Below are 15,520 nucleotides of genomic sequence, written 5' to 3' on the forward strand. Positions count from 1 at the left end.
AAACCAATAAGAAGCGTGCCCGGCGCCCGGCCGGGCATTGCGGTAGGGACAGGCTAGCGGTCCGACGCTTCAGTCGAACCGCCGGGGTGAACGAAGAATGGCGTCACTTAAAGACATGCGCGTCCGCATCGCCTCCACCAAGGCGACGCAAAAGATCACCAAGGCCATGCAGATGGTCGCGGCCTCGAAGCTGCGCCGCGCGCAGACCGCGGCGGAAGCTGCGCGTCCCTATGCCGACAAGATGAGCGCGGTGATCTCCAACATCGCCAGCGCCGCGGCGGGTTCGCCCGGCGCGCCGGCGCTGCTGGCCGGCACCGGCCGCGATCAGGTTCACCTGCTGCTGGTCTGCACCGGCGAGCGCGGCCTGTCCGGCGCTTTCAACTCCTCGATCGTGCGTCTCGCCCGCGAGCGCGCTCTGGCGCTGAGCGCGCAGGGCAAGGAAGTGAAATTCTTCTGCGTCGGCCGCAAGGGCTACGAGCAGCTCCGCCGCCAGTTCGACAAGCAGATCGTCGAGCATCTCGATTTGCGCAGCGTGCGCCAGCTCGGCTTCGTCAACGCCGAGGACATCGCCAAGAAGATTCTGGCGCGCTTCGAGGCTGGCGAGTTCGATGTCTGCACGCTGTTCTATTCGCGCTTCCGCTCGGTGATCGCGCAGGTCCCGACCGCCCAGCAGATCATTCCGCTGGTCGTCGAGGAGGGTGGTGCCGCCAGCACCACGTCTTACGAATACGAGCCGGAAGAGGACGAGATCCTCACCCGCCTGTTGCCGCGCAACCTCGCGGTCCAGATCTTCCGCGCTCTGCTCGAGAACAACGCCTCGTTCTACGGCGCGCAGATGAGCGCGATGGACAACGCGACGCGCAACGCCGGCGAGATGATCCGCAAGCAGACGCTGGTCTACAACCGCACGCGTCAGGCGCAGATCACCAAGGAACTGATCGAAATCATCTCGGGCGCCGAGGCCGTCTGACCAAGACGCTTCAGTACCCGTCAAACGCAACATCCCGGTCAAGCTGACCGCGGTTTAGAAGTTCGGATCGAAGGAGACATTCAATGGCAGCCCAGGTCGGTCGCGTCACCCAGGTCATCGGCGCCGTCGTCGACGTGCAGTTCGAAGGCCACCTCCCGGCCATTCTCAATTCGCTCGAGACCAAGAACGGCGGCAACCGCCTGGTGCTCGAAGTCGCCCAGCATCTCGGCGAGTCCACCGTCCGCACCATCGCGATGGACACCACCGAAGGTCTGGTTCGCGGCCAGGAAGTCACCGACACCGGTTCGCCGATCCGCGTTCCCGTCGGCGAAGGCACGCTCGGCCGCATCATCAACGTCATCGGCGAGCCGATCGACGAAGCCGGTCCCGTCAAGTCGGAAGGCCTGCGCGCGATCCACCAGGAAGCGCCGACCTACACCGACCAGTCCACGGAAGCTGAAATTCTCGTCACCGGCATCAAGGTCGTTGACCTCCTCGCTCCCTACGCGAAGGGCGGCAAGATCGGCCTGTTCGGCGGCGCCGGCGTCGGCAAGACCGTGCTGATTCAGGAGCTGATCAACAACGTCGCGAAGGCGCACGGCGGTTACTCCGTGTTCGCCGGCGTCGGCGAGCGTACCCGCGAGGGCAACGACCTCTATCACGAGTTCATCGAGTCCAAGGTCAACGCCGATCCGCACAATCCGGATCCGAGCGTGAAGTCGAAGTGCGCGCTGGTGTTCGGTCAGATGAACGAGCCGCCCGGCGCCCGCGCCCGCGTCGCGCTCACGGGTCTCACCATCGCGGAAGACTTCCGCGACAAGGGCCAGGACGTGCTGTTCTTCGTCGACAACATCTTCCGCTTCACCCAGGCCGGCTCGGAAGTGTCGGCGCTGCTCGGCCGTATTCCTTCGGCGGTGGGTTATCAGCCGACGCTGGCGACCGACATGGGCGCGCTGCAGGAGCGCATCACCACCACGCAGAAGGGCTCGATCACCTCGGTGCAGGCCATCTACGTTCCGGCCGACGACTTGACCGACCCGGCGCCCGCGACCTCGTTCGCGCATCTTGACGCGACCACCACGCTGTCGCGCTCGATCGCTGAAAAGGGCATCTATCCGGCGGTGGACCCGCTCGACTCGACCTCGCGCATGCTCTCCCCGCTGGTCGTCGGCGAGGAGCACTACGCGGTTGCCCGTCAGGTCCAGCAGGTGCTGCAGCGCTACAAGGCGCTCCAGGACATCATCGCCATTCTCGGCATGGACGAGCTTTCGGAAGAGGACAAGCTGACCGTGGCCCGCGCCCGCAAGGTCGAGCGCTTCATGTCGCAGCCGTTCCACGTCGCCGAAATCTTCACGGGCTCGCCCGGCAAGTTCGTCGACCTCGCCGACACCATCAAGGGCTTCAAGGGCCTGGTGGAAGGCAAGTACGACCACCTGCCGGAAGCCGCCTTCTACATGGTCGGCACCATCGAAGAGGCGGTCGAGAAGGGCAAGAAGCTGGCGGCGGAAGCCGCCTAAGGGCGAATGGCGAATAGGGAGTAGCGAATAGACGCGCTGCTCCCGCTCGGTTCGCTACTCGCCATTCGCTATTCGCTACTCGCAGGTACACCATGGCCACCTTCCACTTCGATCTCGTTTCTCCGGAAAAGCTCGCCTTCACGGGCGAGGTCGATCAGGTCGACATCCCCGGCGTCGAGGGTGACTTCGGCGTGCTGGCGGGACATGCGCCCGTCGTGGCTGCGATCCGGCCCGGCATTCTCACCATCACCAGTGGTGGCAGGCACGAGAAGGTCATCGTGCTCGGCGGCCTCGCCGAGGTTTCGGAGAGGGGCCTCACCGTGCTCGCCGACGTCGCGACCTCGCTGGACGAGCTCGATCGTGCCCAGTTCGCCGAGACCATCGCGGAGATGGAAGAGGGCCTGAAGGAGCACGAAGGTGACGAGCTCGATCAGGCCATTGCGCGGCTTGACCACTTCAAGAGCATCCAGCAGCAGCTCAACTCCACGGCTATGCACTAAGCCCCGGCGCAGCCGCTCCGGGGCTCACGCTCAAAATTCCTGAATAAGTTTAGCGCTCGCCACTGACCGTGGCGGGCGCTGAAACTTTGTTGCACCGCGTCGCCGATAGCGGCATTCTGCGCCCGCGAATTTGTTCCGGGGCGGGTCACAGATGAAACGCAAGATCGCGGCGATTTTCGCAGCCGATATTGCCGGGTATTCGAGGCTGGTCGCGGAGGACGAAGAGGAGACGCTGCGGCGCCTGGCCTCTTACCGCGAAGTCATCGACGATTTCATCGCCAAGGCGAACGGCCGGATCTTCAACACGGCGGGCGATGCCGTGCTCGCGGAATTCCCGAGTGCGGTCGATGCGGTGCGCTGCGCGATCGACATCCAGGAGAGCCTGCGGACGCGCAACATGGCGTACCCGCCGAGCCGGCAGATGTCGTTCCGCATCGGCATCACCATCGGCGATGTGGTCGAGCGCAACGGCGATCTGCTGGGGGACGGCGTCAACATCGCCGCGCGGCTGGAGGGCCTTGCCGAGGTCGGCGGCATCTGCGTCTCCCGCGCCGTGCACGAGCAGGTCGCCAACAAGCTGTCGGTGCAATTCGCCGATATCGGCGCGCAGGAGGTGAAGAACATCCCGACGCCGGTGCACGCCTACATGGTGGCGATGCGGCGCGAGGACGGGAGCTATTCCAAGCCGCAACTGAAGAAGGCGGCTTCCAAGGTGGCCGCGGCACCGGTGTGGATGTGGCCGCTGGTGGTCGCCGTCGTCTCGATCGTCGGCATCGTTGTCACCGGCTTCCTCTACAACACCAAGCTCAAGCAGACCGCGACCGCCGCAGCCCCGCCGGCCGTGACTCCCAGTGCTGCGCCGAGCCCAACGCCGGCTGCGGCGGCCGCAACGTCGAGTCCGACGCCGACACAGGTTGCGAAGGCTCCGATGTCTCCGTCGAACGCCGGCGCTGCGATGGCGCCGATGCCCGCGCCGTCACCCTCTGCCGCGCCGACAATGGGCAAGTTTCCGGCCGACAGCGTCCCCTTCATCAACGAGCGCGTCCGCAACTATCTGGCTGGCGACTATTCCGCGGCCGGCGACTACAAGGCTTTCGCGCTCAATGTCGGCGGCTTCACCGGATCGGCGTTGAACCAGCCGAACGAGGAGGCCGCGCGCAACTCCGCGATCGAGCAGTGCCAGAAGCGGGCCGATGCCGCGCAATCGCCGCGGCGCTGCGAGATCTATGCGGTCGGCAACAATATCGTCTACGCGCACGGCAAGCCGCCGATGCCGCCGGCGCCGTACTTCCGGCATGATGCCATGACCGAGCGGGCGTTCGCCTCGAAGGATTTTCCGATCGTGCGCGATCCGCAAAAGGTCCGGCTCGAGAACATGTTCGTGCCGGCGGCGAAATCCCGCGCGGTCGCGCTCGGCCCGGGCGGGCAATACTTCATGGTGCTGGGCGCATCATCCCCTGAGGACGCCGCGCGTCGTTCCCTTGAATCGTGCGGCGCGATCGCGGGCGTCGCCTGCATGATCGTCGCGATCGACGATAATTTCGTGGTGCCGATCCCGACCCTGCTCAGGATCACCGGCTTCTTCCACGCCGCGAGCAATCCCTCGATCATCGCCGATGCCCGCGACGAGGTCGTGCGCAAGCTCGGTGACGCCATGGGCTGGAACGCCGTCGCCGTCGGCACCGCAGGCCGCCCCGGCCTTGGCCTGAAGGCCGCAGACGAGCAGACCGCCGTCAATTCCGCGCTCGCCGACTGCGCCAGGCGCGACAGCGACTGCCACGTCATCGCGATCGGCCCGTTCACGGTGGGGCCGATCAATTAGGATTGGCGGGATGAGGCCCGACTAGCGCGCCAGCGGCGGTGCGTTCCCTCCCCCCTTGCGGGGGAGGGCTAGGGAGAGGGGTAGCCACGAACTCAGATCTCGCCCGGAGCCACCCCTCTCCCCAACCCTCCCCCGCAAGGGGGGAGGGAGCGCAGCGGAGCGAGTGGCGGCGTCTTGCCTCCCTCACTCGGAAACTTCGCGCGAAAATTCGCTCATGATTTCAACCCCGTTCTACTGTGCATGGGGTTGTTTTCGCAGTTTCAGTTTCCGAAGGCCGCAAACTCTCGCGCCACCGCGCGGTAGACGTCGCGCCGGAACGGCACCACGAGGTCCGCGACGCGGTCGAGGCGTTCCCAGCGCCAGGCGTCGAACTCGGCGGGCTGGCCGTTGCGCGGCGTCAGCGGATCGATCTCGTCGTCCTCGCCGGTGAAGCGCAGCGCGAACCATTTCTGCCGCTGCCCGCGGAATTTTGCGAGGCGATGTGTCTGCGGTCCGTCATAGGGCGGAAACTCGTAGGTGAACCAGTCGGTCTCGCCGAGGAATTCGGCGCTGACGACGCTGGTCTCTTCCCACAGCTCGCGCATCGCCGCATCGCGCAAATTCTCGCCCTCGTCGACGCCGCCTTGCGGCATCTGCCAGTCGAGGCCCGGCAGGATGATCTCGGGCCCGTCGCCCTTGAAGCGGTGGCCGATCAGGACACGGCCATCGGCATTGAACAGCGCGATGCCGACGTTGGGGCGGTAGGGTTTTTCGTTGGTCACGCGTAAATCTCTCATCGTCATTCCGGGGCGCGCGCAGCGCGAGCCCGGAATCCATAACCACAGGCCGTCGTTGGTTGAAAGGCCGTGGTTGCCATCTCGCGCTCAACTTCGCCCTGGGGGTATGGATCCCCGCCTTCGCGGGGATGACAGCGAGGGTGTGGCGACTATTCCTCCGCCAGCGCGGAAAATTCCTTCACCACGCGCTCATAGACCGGGCGCTTGAAGGGAATGATCAGCTCGGGGAGGTTCTTCATCGGCTCCCAGCGCCAGCTCACGAATTCGGCCTTGTGGCCACCGCCGCCGGGCTTCTCGACGTTGATCTCGCTGTCCTTGCCGGTGAAGCGGACCGCGAACCATTTCTGGCGCTGGCCGCGGTAGCGGCCCTTCCAGGCGCGGCCGGCGACCGTGCGCGGGATGTCGTAGATCAGCCAGTCCGGAACCTCGCCGAGCCGCTCGACCGAGCGCACGCTGGTCTCCTCATAGAGCTCGCGCTTGGCGGCGTCCCAGGTGTCTTCGCCGGGATCGACGCCGCCCTGCGGCATCTGCCAGACATGGGCGTCGTCGACCTGCTCGATGCCGCCGGCGCGGCGGCCGATGAACACCAGTCCCTTTGGATTGATCAGCATCACACCGACACAGGTCCGGTAGGGCAGATCCTCGTAACGCGCCATTCCGCCAGACCTCTTGCCTGCGCTTGGTGGGCATGCCGGTCCCGCGAGACCCGTGCCGTACCAATCCGTTGATTTAGCTGGATTTTGATTTCAGCATCGCGGTTGTCAATGGCACCAAAAGGATACCTCGGTCGCCCAATGTCTTAGTCCAGGCACTGACGCGCTCGATCGAGACCGGCAGGGCCGAGGCGGTCCCGACGGCGACGCCGCGCTCGCGGGCGGTCGATTCGAGCTTGTTCAGGGCACGGTCGATTTCGGTCGGGGTCGGCACCACGTCGATCGCGATGTCGCCCTTGCCGAACGGCATCGACGCGCTGGCCGCGGCCTGGGGCGCGATGCTGCGAGGCGAGGAGCCATCGTCGAAGAAGCCGAGGCCACGCTTGGCCGCCTCGCGGATGATCGGCTGCATCGCCGGCTCCGTCGCGATGAAGCGGGCGCCCATGAAATTGGCGAGGCCGGCATAGCCCTGCATCCGGCTGAGGTGCCAGTACAGGCGGTCCATGTTCTGGTCGGGGCTGAGCGAGGTCAGCAGCGTCTGCGGCCCCGGATCGTTGTCCGGGAAGTCGTAGGGCTCCATCGGGATTTGCAGGAAGATCTCGTGGCGCTGGGCCCGCGCCCGCTCGGCGAGCTTGCCGGGATCGGCGCCGTAGGGCGTGAAGGCCAGCGTCACCGCCGGCGGCAGCTTCATGATCGCGTCGGTGGTCTTGGCGGCGCCGACGCCGAGGCCGCCGATCACGATGGCGACCACCGGCATCTTCGCGGCCTTGGCGCGGTCGGCATCCGCCGCATAGACGTTGAACGGCTTCAGGTCTCCGGCGACCACGGGGATCATGCCGTAGCGCGACTTCTCCAGCAGCTTGGGATCGATCCCGGCCATGACCGGCGGCGGGGCGGACGCCGCCTCGCCCTTGTCGGCGGCATCGGCGCCGATCACCACGTCGTGCCGCGCGCCGGTCGAGCCGTCGATCATGGTGACGGTTTTCTGCTCGCCAGGGGCGGCCTGCTTCGGCGCCTCCCTGGTCTCGTGCTTGCCCTCCGGCTTGCTCTCCTGGCCGGAGACCGCCGGTTTCTCGTCGGTGGCTTTGGGCTCGCGGATCGCAATCCGCGTCATCGGCTCGCCGCCGAGCGGGTCCTTGTTGAAGGTGGCGAAGCCGGCAAAGGTGACCAGGAACAGACCGAGCAGCGCGGCCAGCAGCTGCATGGCGGTGAACGGCAGCCGCAGCCGGCGCTTGCGGCGCGGCTTGTCCTGTCCGAGCGGGGCGCTCAGATCATCGGCCGTTTCAGTCATGCGCGATCCCGAATCACTGATCCCGACGATACCACGGCGGGGTCAAGCGGCGGCAGGCCGGGATAGGCCGGGGACGACAGGAGTTCCAAGCAAAAAGGGCGGCTCGAGGAGCCGCCCTTTTCGGAAGATTGCTTGATGCGCCGACTTTAGTTCGCCGCTTTGGGCTTGTCGGTCGCGGCCTTGTCGGTGCCCGGGGTGGGGGCTGCGGAGGCGCTGTTCTTGATGCCGTGGAGCAGGTCGTCGGCGAGCTTGAGCGCCTTGTCGTCCTTAGCGTCCGGCGGCACGTAGGACTGCGAGCCGGTCTTCTCGTCGCCGTCGTTCTTGAGGTGGCCGCGCAGCGAAGCCTCGCCCTTGGTGTCGGTGCGCGACTTCAGCTCGTCCGGCACGTCCTGCAGCACTTCGATATCCGGGACGATGCCCTTGGCCTGGATCGACTTGCCCGACGGCGTGTAGTAGCGCGCGGTGGTCAGGCGCAGCGCGCCGTTGCCCGAACCAAGCGGGATGATGGTCTGCACCGAGCCCTTGCCGAACGAACGGGTGCCGACGATGGTCGCGCGCTTGTGGTCCTGCAGCGCGCCCGCGACGATTTCCGACGCCGAGGCCGAGCCGCCATTGACCAGCACGATGACCGGCTTGCCCTTGGTGAGGTCGCCGGCATGCGCGGTGCGGCGCTGGGTCTCTTCGGCATTGCGGCCGCGGGTCGACACGATCTCGCCCTTCTCCAGGAACGAGTCGGAGACGGTGACCGCTTCCTCGAGCAGGCCGCCCGGGTTGTTGCGGAGGTCGATGATGTAGCCCTTGAGCTTGTCGCCGATCTGATTCGAGAGGTTGGTGACCTCGCGCTTCAGGCCTTCGGTGGTCTGCTCGTTGAAGGTGGTGATGCGGATATAGGCGATGTCGTCGGCCTCGATCCGCGCGCGCACCGAACGGACGCGGATGTTGTCGCGCACGAGCGTCACGTCGAGCGGATTGTCCTGGCCCTTGCGGATGATCTTGAGCTTGATCTTGGTGTTAACAGGACCGCGCATCTTCTCGACCGCCTGGTTCAGGGTCAGGCCCTGCACCGCTTCGTCGTCGAGATTGGTGATGATGTCGTTGGCCATGATGCCGGCGCGCGAAGCGGGCGTGTCGTCGATCGGCGAGACCACCTTGATCAGGCCGTCTTCCATGGTGACCTCGATGCCGAGGCCGCCGAACTCACCGCGGGTCTGCACCTGCATGTCGCGGAAGCTCTTGGCGTCCATGTAGCTCGAATGCGGATCGAGGCCGGTGAGCATGCCGCTGATGGCGGATTCGATCAGCTTGGTGTCGTCGGGCTTCTCGACATAGTCGGAGCGCACGCGCTCGAACACGTCGCCGAACAGATTGAGCTGGCGATAGGTGTCCGCGGTCGCGGCTCGCGCGCTGGAGCCCATGAACACCGCGCGCGGCTGGGTCACGAACAGCGTCAGCGCCGCACCGGTGGCTGCGCTGAGGAGGATTACTGAAGTCTTGCGCATCATCCGCGAACCTTCTCGCCTTCATTTGCGGCCCACCATGGGCCTGGATCGATTGGAGTGCCGTCTTTACGGAACTCGACATACAGCACAGGTTGACTCGCGTTCGTGGCGAGAATGGAGGCGACTTGAGAGGTCGACCCCATGGTCGCGACAGGCTCCCCCGTGAGCACAAACTGTCCGATGTTGACCGAAATGCGCTCCATCCCGGCGATCAGGACATGATACCCGCCCCCGGCGTTGAGGATCAAGAGTTGTCCATAGCTGCGGAACGGGCCGGCATACACAACCCAGCCATCGCACGGCGTCGTGACCTGGGAGCCGGGCTTCGTCGCCAGCGAGATGCCCTTCTGCACCCCGCCGACCCCGTCGGAACCGCCAAAGTCCCTGATCTTGTTACCGTTAACAGGAAGCGGCAGGAGGCCCTTGGCCGAGGCGAAGGCGATCGCGGGGGTGGTCCGGGACCGGTCCTTGAAAGCAGCGGGGCCGGATTTGGCGCTGGCGGCTGCCTTGGCCTCGGCCTGTCTTGCGGCCTCGGCGGCCTTCTCAGCGGCCTTGGCGGCGCTTTGCAGGTCCTGCTCCATCTTGGTGATGAGCCCCTGGAGATCGCCGACCTGCCTTGAAAGCGCGATCGCGCGCGAGCTTTCGGCGTCGAGGTCTTTTTCGCGTGCGGACTGCTGGCGCTGCCGCTCGTCGACCAGAGCGGTGAGGCGGGTCTGGTCGTTCCGGACCCTGTCGCGGTCCACGGCGAGCTGATCGCGCTCGCTCGCGATGTTCTTGCGCAGGGTCACGAGCTCGCCGAGCTCGTCTGCGATCTTCTCTGCACGGCCGCGCAATTCCGGCACCACGGCGCCAAGCAGCATCGCGGTGCGTAAGGATTGCAGCGCATCCTCGGGGCGCACCAGCAGCGCCGGCGGCGTGCGCCTTCCGGCGCGCTGCAGCGCCGCCAGCACCTCGACGATGTCGGCGCGGCGCGAATCGAGCGAAGAGCGCATCTGCTGCTCACGGCCGTTCAGCGTCTTCAGCCGTGCTTCGGCTTCGTCGATCTTGGTCTCGACGGTGCGCACATTGGCGGCGGTGTCGATCAGCTGCTGATTGAGCTGGGTGCGATCCTGGCCGAGCGCGGTGATCTCGGCCTTGAGCTTGGCTTGCGCTTCCTCCGCGCTCTTCTGCCTCGCGCGCGCAGCTTCCAGCTCCTGCTCGCGCTGCTTGATGGCGTCGGGCGAGACGGCTGCAGTCTGGGGCGCCGGCGCTGCCGTCTGAGCTTGCGCGAGGCTTGTGCCTGCGAGGTTTGCGCCTGCGAGGCTTGCAATCAGCAGGTTGAGGACAGGCGCTCGCATCGCTCTAAGGCAAAGGTGCTCGTTGTGGCGCGGATCACGCGCGGTGATAGGGATGGCCGGCCAGGATGGTGGCGGCCCGATACAGCTGTTCCAGAAGCATGACGCGGACCATTTGGTGCGGCCAGGTCGCAGAGCCGAACGCGATCGCGAGCTTGGCCTTACGGCGCAATTCGGGCGAAAGTCCGTCCGCCCCTCCGATCACGAAGATAGTATGTCCGGCCCCCTCGTCGCGCCAGCGCCCGAGATGCCGTGCGAATACGGTGGAGTCGAGATTCTGGCCGCGCTCGTCCAGTGCCACCAGGATGGATTTTTCCGGGATATGCGCCGAGATCGCCGCGGCCTCCTCGGCCATCCGCGTCGCGGTGTCGCGCGCGCGGCTTTCGGGAATCTCGTGGATGCTGAGCTCGCGGAATCCAAGCTTGCGGCCGGCCTCGTCGAACCGCTCGAAATAGCGGTCGGCAAGCTCCCGTTCGGGGCCCTGCTTCAGCCGGCCCACCGCAATGACTGCAACACGCATGATGGTTTCAGCGTCGTGTTTTCGAGGTCGCGCGCACCAGGCGCGCGCACGAAGCTAGCATGCGCGTCAGCCGATTCGAAATCGGCTCTTCAGCCTCTAGATCGCCTTCGCCGCCCCTGGGCCCTGCGTGTACAACCGCTCAAGGTTGTAGAACTCGCGGACCTCGGGTCTGAACACGTGCACGATCACATCGCCGGAATCGATCAGCACCCAGTCGCAATTGGGCAAGCCCTCGACGTGGATGTTCTTGATGCCGGTTTCCTTGAGGCCCTTCGTCACGTTCTCCGCGATCGCGCCAACGTGCCGGTTCACCCGGCCGGTGGTGACGATCATGTAGTCGGAGTATGCCGATTTGCCGCGAAGGTCGATGGTGACCGTCTCTTCCGCCTTCATATCCTCGAGGCGGGAGAGGATCAGGCTCAGCGTCTTGTCGGCGTCGGGTTGCGCCTGCAAGGCCGCAGCTTTGGTCGATGTTTTACGCGTAGGCTTAGCAACCTTGGGTAAAACAGACTTGGTCAATACAGATGTGGCCAGGGACCATTCCTTTCACTGTATCGCGAGAGCCGAATCCGGCGCTCACTTTTGACACTACATCATGTGGGGTTAAGGGTTTCAATATGCCAGAGAGCCCAAGGTCCCCACGACGCCCGGACACTCTGTCTCACTTCGTACCTTTCCAGCTCCCGTCAGGGTTCCGTAAGCCCGTTGAGGACAGATTCAGCTTCAATCCGGTCAGGAACACCCAGGCCGGCGCCGGCTGGTCCGCAAGCAGCGCTGCCTTGCTCTCCGGCAGACGGTAACGAGATAGCGCTTGGGCGGCGGGCGAGGCGAGGGCGCGAAAACTCTGCGGTGGGCGATCGATGACCGCCATCGGCACCTGGCCGGCGATGCGCCGCCAGTCCTGCCAACGATGGAATTGAGCGAGGTTGTCGGCGCCCATGATCCAGACAAAGCGCAAGCCCGAGAAGCGGCGGCGCAAGGTGTTGATCGTGTCGATAGTATAGCGGGTGCGAATGACGGATTCGAGACAGCTCACCTCGATGCGCGGATCATCGGCGACATCGCGCGCGGCCTGCATGCGCTTGCCGAGCTCGCGCAGATTGCCGTTCTCCTTGAGCGGATTGCCGGGGGTGACCAGCCACCAGACGCGATCAAGCTGCAATCGCCTCAAGGCGAACCGGCTGATGGCGCGATGCGCCTGATGCGGCGGGTTGAACGAGCCACCGAGCAGGCCGATGCGCATCCCCTCTGTATGGGGCGGGACCGCTTGCGCCACAAAACGCGGCACGACGAATTTGTTGCTCAATGCCCGCCCTGCAACGTTGCTTACGGCCGCGTCTGCCCTGTGCCGTGAACGCGATACTTGAAGCTCGTGAGTTGCTCGGCGCCGACAGGGCCGCGGGCGTGGAAGCGGCCGGTGGCGATGCCGATCTCGGCGCCGAAGCCGAACTCGCCGCCATCGGCGAACTGCGTCGAGGCGTTGTGCAGCACGATCGCGGAATCGACCTCGGTGAGGAATTTCTTCGCCGCACGCTCGTCAGCGCTCACGATCGCATCGGTGTGATGCGAGCCGTGATTCTGGATATGCGAGATCGCGCCGTCGACGCCGTCGACCACCTTCGCCGCGATGATCGCGTCGAGATATTCGGTGTCCCAATCGTCTTCGCTGGCAGGCTTCACGCGTGCATCGGCTTTCTGCACGGCGTCGTCGCCGCGCACTTCGCAGCCGGCGTCCAGCAGCATCTCGACCAGCGGCTTCAGGCTCGATGCCGCAGCCGCGCGATCGACCAGCAGCGTTTCGGCCGCGCCGCAGACGCCGGTGCGGCGCATTTTTGCGTTGAGCACGATCGACTTCGCCATGGCGAGGTCGGCGCTGGCATCGACATAGACGTGGTTGACGCCTTCGAGATGCGCGAACACAGGCACGCGCGCCTCCTGCTCGACGCGCGCGACGAGGCTCTTGCCGCCGCGCGGCACGATCACGTCGACGGCGCCGTTCAGTCCCGACAGCATCATGCCGACCGCGGCGCGGTCGCGTGTCGGCACCAGCGTGATCGCAGCCTCGGGGAGGCCGGCTTCGCGCAGGCCCTGCACCAGGCATTCATGGATCGCGCGGCACGAGCGAAAACTGTCCGAGCCACCGCGCAGGATCACGGCATTGCCCGACTTCAGGCACAGCACGCCGGCATCCGCCGCAACGTTCGGACGGCTCTCAAAAATTACGCCGACGACGCCGAGCGGCACCCGCACGCGCTCGATGGTCATGCCGTTCGGCCGCTGCCAGCTCTCGGTGACGACGCCGATGGGATCGGCGATGCCGCGCACGATGCCGATGCCCTCGGCCATGCCGTCGACCCGCGCAGGCGTCAGCGTCAGCCGGTCGACGAAGGAGGAGGTCATGTTGCCGGAGGCGCGTGCTTCGGCGACGTCCTCGGCATTGGCGGCAAGAATCGCCGCCGCGTTGGCGCGGATCGCCCGCTCCACGGCCTCCAGCGCCCGGTTCTTCTGCTCCGGCGGCGCCAGCGCCAGCACGCGCGCGGCAGCGCGGGCTTTGGTGGCGAGATCGGACATCAGCGCCTGAAGATCGGCATTGCCGTCAACGGCTTTGAGGGGGGCGGCCATGGGGGTTCAACCTTCTGCTAAGGCGGTGTCCTAGCACGGAAATCCCGCTTTTGCGAAGGGCAGGGAGGGTATGGCAGGGGCCCGGTTCGCGCCGCCGGGTCGGCCAATGGCCTGATCATGCTCAAGGTTGGACGGATCCTTGCGAGGCGTCCAAATATCAATAAATATCATTATCTGATAACGGAGCCTTCCATGGCGAGCAGCTACAGCATTGGCAAGCATTTCGAGGATCTGATCGACACTCTGGTCGAGAGCGGGCGCTATGCCACCGCGAGCGAGGTGATGCGCGAAGGCCTGCGCCTCGTCGAGGAGCGCGAGGAGCGACGCAAGGTCAAGCTGGAGGCGCTACGGGAGGAAATCCAGAAGGGCTTTGACAGCGGGCCGATGGAAGAGGTCGATGTCCGGGAATGGATGAACAACATCAAGGCGCGGGGACGGCAGCGTTTGGCCGCGCGCAAACGTGGCGAATAGATTTCGCAAAGCCCCGCAAGCGGACCTCGATCTTGATTCGATCTGGGAGTTCATTGCGTCAGACAGCGTCCGGTCCGCCGACAAGCAGATCGCGCGCATCGGCGAGATCTTCGAAATGCTTCTGGAGAATCCGCTCGCGGGGCGCGAACGCCAGGAGTTGAGGGCCGGCCTGCGCAGCTTTCCGGTCGGCAACTACGTGATCTTTTATGTTCCGCTACCCGATGGAGTCGAGATCATCCGCGTCATGCACGGTCGCCAGGATATCGGTTCTGACGACATGCAATAGTCGCCCTTACCCGCCCACCACCAGATCGTCCCGGTGGATCATCTCGGCCCGGCCGCTGATGCCGAGGATGGCCATCACATCAGGGGAGGAGCGGCCCTTGATGCGCTCGGCGTCCTCGGCGTCATAGGCGATCAGGCCGCGGCCGACCTCGCTAAAGTCGGGGCCGCGCACGATCACGGCATCGCCGCGGGCGAACTGGCCCTCGACCTTGATCACGCCCGCCGGCAGCAGGCTGGCGCCCGCGCGCAGCGCGGTCACCGCGCCGGCGTCGATTGTCAGCGTACCCTTCGGCTCCAGCGTGCCCGCGATCCAGCGTTTTCGCGACGTGATGGGGTTGGCGGGCGTCAGGAACCAGGTGCAGCGGCCGCCATCGGCGATCGCCTGCAGGGGATGCTCGATCTTGCCGGAGGCGATCAGCATGTGGGTGCCGCCGGTGGTCGCAATCTTGGCCGCCTCGACCTTGGTGCGCATGCCGCCACGCGACAGCTCGGACTCGGCATCACCCGCCACAGCCTCGATCTCCGAGGAGATGCTGTCGACGACGGGAATGAGTTTTGCGTTCGGGTTGTTCTTGGGCGGGGCATCGTACAGCCCGTCGATGTCGGACAGCAGCACCAAGAGGTCGGCGCTCGCCATGGTGGCGACGCGCGCGGCAAGGCGGTCATTGTCGCCGTAGCGGATCTCGGTGGTTGCGACCGTGTCGTTCTCGTTGATCACGGGGATGGCGCGCCACTCCAGCAGCTTGCCGATGGTCGAGCGCGCATTGAGATAGCGACGGCGCTCCTCGGTATCCTGGAGCGTGACCAGGATCTGGCCGGCGCCGATGCCGTGCGCCCCGAGCACCTCCGACCAGATCCGCGCCAGCTCGATCTGGCCAACGGCCGCGGCGGCCTGGCTCTCCTCCAGCTTCAGCGGGCCACGCGGTAGCTTCAGGCGGCTGCGGCCGAGTGCGATCGAGCCCGAGGACACCACGAGGACGTCGCGTCCTTCGCGATGGAGCTTGGCCATATCGTCGGCGAGCGCGGCCAGCCAAGTGGCCCGCAGCTCGCCCTTGTCGGAATCGACCAGCAGCGCGGAGCCGACCTTGACGACGATGCGGCGAAATTGACTGAGTTCGGGGCTGGCCATGTGTGTCTGTGCTGGCGCGTGTGACGAAATGCTCTGCGTTGGAAACGGCGGAGCGAGAGAGCGGCGCCGGTGAGGCCTGCTTTTGCAGCAGGACGATGGCCGGCGCAAGGCGGCCGGCATGGTAAACGGCG

16 protein-coding genes are annotated in these 15,520 nt (G+C 65.7%); 6 read left to right on the forward strand and 10 right to left on the reverse strand.

Annotated elements, in window-relative coordinates:
- The first annotated feature begins 97 nt into the window (after positions 1-97).
- The 4 genes from JQ635_RS15450 (at position 98) to JQ635_RS15465 (ending at position 4,809) form a co-directional block, all read left to right on the forward strand.
- Complete coding sequence (locus tag JQ635_RS15450) at positions 98-970, forward strand: F0F1 ATP synthase subunit gamma (RefSeq protein WP_211410697.1); 873 nt, start codon at positions 98-100, stop codon at positions 968-970.
- 83 nt (positions 971-1,053) lie between these two features.
- The gene (gene atpD / locus JQ635_RS15455; RefSeq protein ID WP_018643884.1) at positions 1,054-2,487 is read left to right on the forward strand and encodes a F0F1 ATP synthase subunit beta; all 1,434 of its coding nucleotides are present in this window, start codon (positions 1,054-1,056) and stop codon (positions 2,485-2,487) included.
- A gap of 92 nt (positions 2,488-2,579) precedes the next feature.
- Complete coding sequence (locus JQ635_RS15460; RefSeq protein ID WP_211410698.1) at positions 2,580-2,987, forward strand: F0F1 ATP synthase subunit epsilon; 408 nt, start codon at positions 2,580-2,582, stop codon at positions 2,985-2,987.
- A 151-nt stretch (positions 2,988-3,138) separates the two neighbouring features.
- Positions 3,139-4,809: an adenylate/guanylate cyclase domain-containing protein gene (locus JQ635_RS15465; protein WP_211410699.1), complete on the forward strand. Its 1,671-nt coding sequence runs from the start codon at positions 3,139-3,141 to the stop codon at positions 4,807-4,809.
- A 260-nt stretch (positions 4,810-5,069) separates the two neighbouring features.
- Here the strand turns inward: JQ635_RS15465 and JQ635_RS15470 are convergent, their stop codons facing one another.
- From JQ635_RS15470 to JQ635_RS15510, 9 genes are all read right to left on the reverse strand, one after another.
- A complete protein-coding gene (locus tag JQ635_RS15470) occupies positions 5,070-5,570 on the reverse strand; it encodes an RNA pyrophosphohydrolase (RefSeq protein ID WP_211410700.1) in 501 nt (166 codons plus the stop codon).
- Between the two features lie 164 nt (positions 5,571-5,734).
- Entirely contained in the window at positions 5,735-6,241 is a 507-nt protein-coding gene (locus JQ635_RS15475) for an RNA pyrophosphohydrolase (protein ID WP_211410701.1), read from the reverse strand.
- Between the two features lie 73 nt (positions 6,242-6,314).
- Entirely contained in the window at positions 6,315-7,529 is a 1,215-nt protein-coding gene (locus JQ635_RS15480; protein ID WP_211410702.1) for a divergent polysaccharide deacetylase family protein, read from the reverse strand.
- Between the two features lie 146 nt (positions 7,530-7,675).
- A complete protein-coding gene (locus JQ635_RS15485) occupies positions 7,676-9,031 on the reverse strand; it encodes a S41 family peptidase (RefSeq protein ID WP_211410703.1) in 1,356 nt (451 codons plus the stop codon).
- Positions 9,028-10,365: a murein hydrolase activator EnvC family protein gene (locus tag JQ635_RS15490; protein WP_211410704.1), complete on the reverse strand. Its 1,338-nt coding sequence runs from the start codon at positions 10,363-10,365 to the stop codon at positions 9,028-9,030. The genes JQ635_RS15485 and JQ635_RS15490 overlap by 4 nt, the downstream gene beginning before the upstream one ends.
- 34 nt (positions 10,366-10,399) lie before the next feature.
- On the reverse strand, positions 10,400-10,882 hold the full coding sequence (gene rlmH, locus JQ635_RS15495) for a 23S rRNA (pseudouridine(1915)-N(3))-methyltransferase RlmH (protein WP_211410705.1): 483 nt from the start codon (positions 10,880-10,882) through the stop codon (positions 10,400-10,402).
- 96 nt (positions 10,883-10,978) lie between these two features.
- Positions 10,979-11,335 carry a ribosome silencing factor gene (gene rsfS / locus JQ635_RS15500; protein ID WP_080137442.1) on the reverse strand — a complete coding sequence of 119 codons (357 nt, stop codon included), beginning with the start codon at positions 11,333-11,335 and terminating at the stop codon, positions 10,979-10,981.
- 208 nt (positions 11,336-11,543) lie between these two features.
- Complete coding sequence (locus JQ635_RS15505; RefSeq protein WP_211410706.1) at positions 11,544-12,188, reverse strand: nicotinate-nucleotide adenylyltransferase; 645 nt, start codon at positions 12,186-12,188, stop codon at positions 11,544-11,546.
- Positions 12,189-12,208: 20 nt separating this feature from the next.
- Complete coding sequence (locus JQ635_RS15510) at positions 12,209-13,504, reverse strand: glutamate-5-semialdehyde dehydrogenase (RefSeq protein ID WP_211410707.1); 1,296 nt, start codon at positions 13,502-13,504, stop codon at positions 12,209-12,211.
- Between the two features lie 192 nt (positions 13,505-13,696).
- Between JQ635_RS15510 and JQ635_RS15515 the strand changes: the two genes are divergently transcribed.
- On the forward strand, positions 13,697-13,975 hold the full coding sequence (locus tag JQ635_RS15515; protein WP_211410708.1) for a type II toxin-antitoxin system ParD family antitoxin: 279 nt from the start codon (positions 13,697-13,699) through the stop codon (positions 13,973-13,975).
- Positions 13,965-14,261, forward strand: a complete 297-nt coding sequence (locus tag JQ635_RS15520) for a type II toxin-antitoxin system RelE/ParE family toxin (protein ID WP_211410709.1) — start codon at positions 13,965-13,967, stop codon at positions 14,259-14,261. The genes JQ635_RS15515 and JQ635_RS15520 overlap by 11 nt, the downstream gene beginning before the upstream one ends.
- Positions 14,262-14,267: 6 nt before the next feature.
- Here JQ635_RS15520 and proB read toward each other — a convergent pair whose 3' ends face one another.
- Positions 14,268-15,389, reverse strand: coding sequence for a glutamate 5-kinase (gene proB, locus JQ635_RS15525; protein WP_211410710.1), 1,122 nt, complete (start codon positions 15,387-15,389; stop codon positions 14,268-14,270).
- Positions 15,390-15,520 lie beyond the last annotated feature (131 nt).

The sequence above is a fragment of the Bradyrhizobium iriomotense genome (assembly GCF_018130765.1).
GTDB lineage: Bacteria > Pseudomonadota > Alphaproteobacteria > Rhizobiales > Xanthobacteraceae > Bradyrhizobium > Bradyrhizobium iriomotense_A.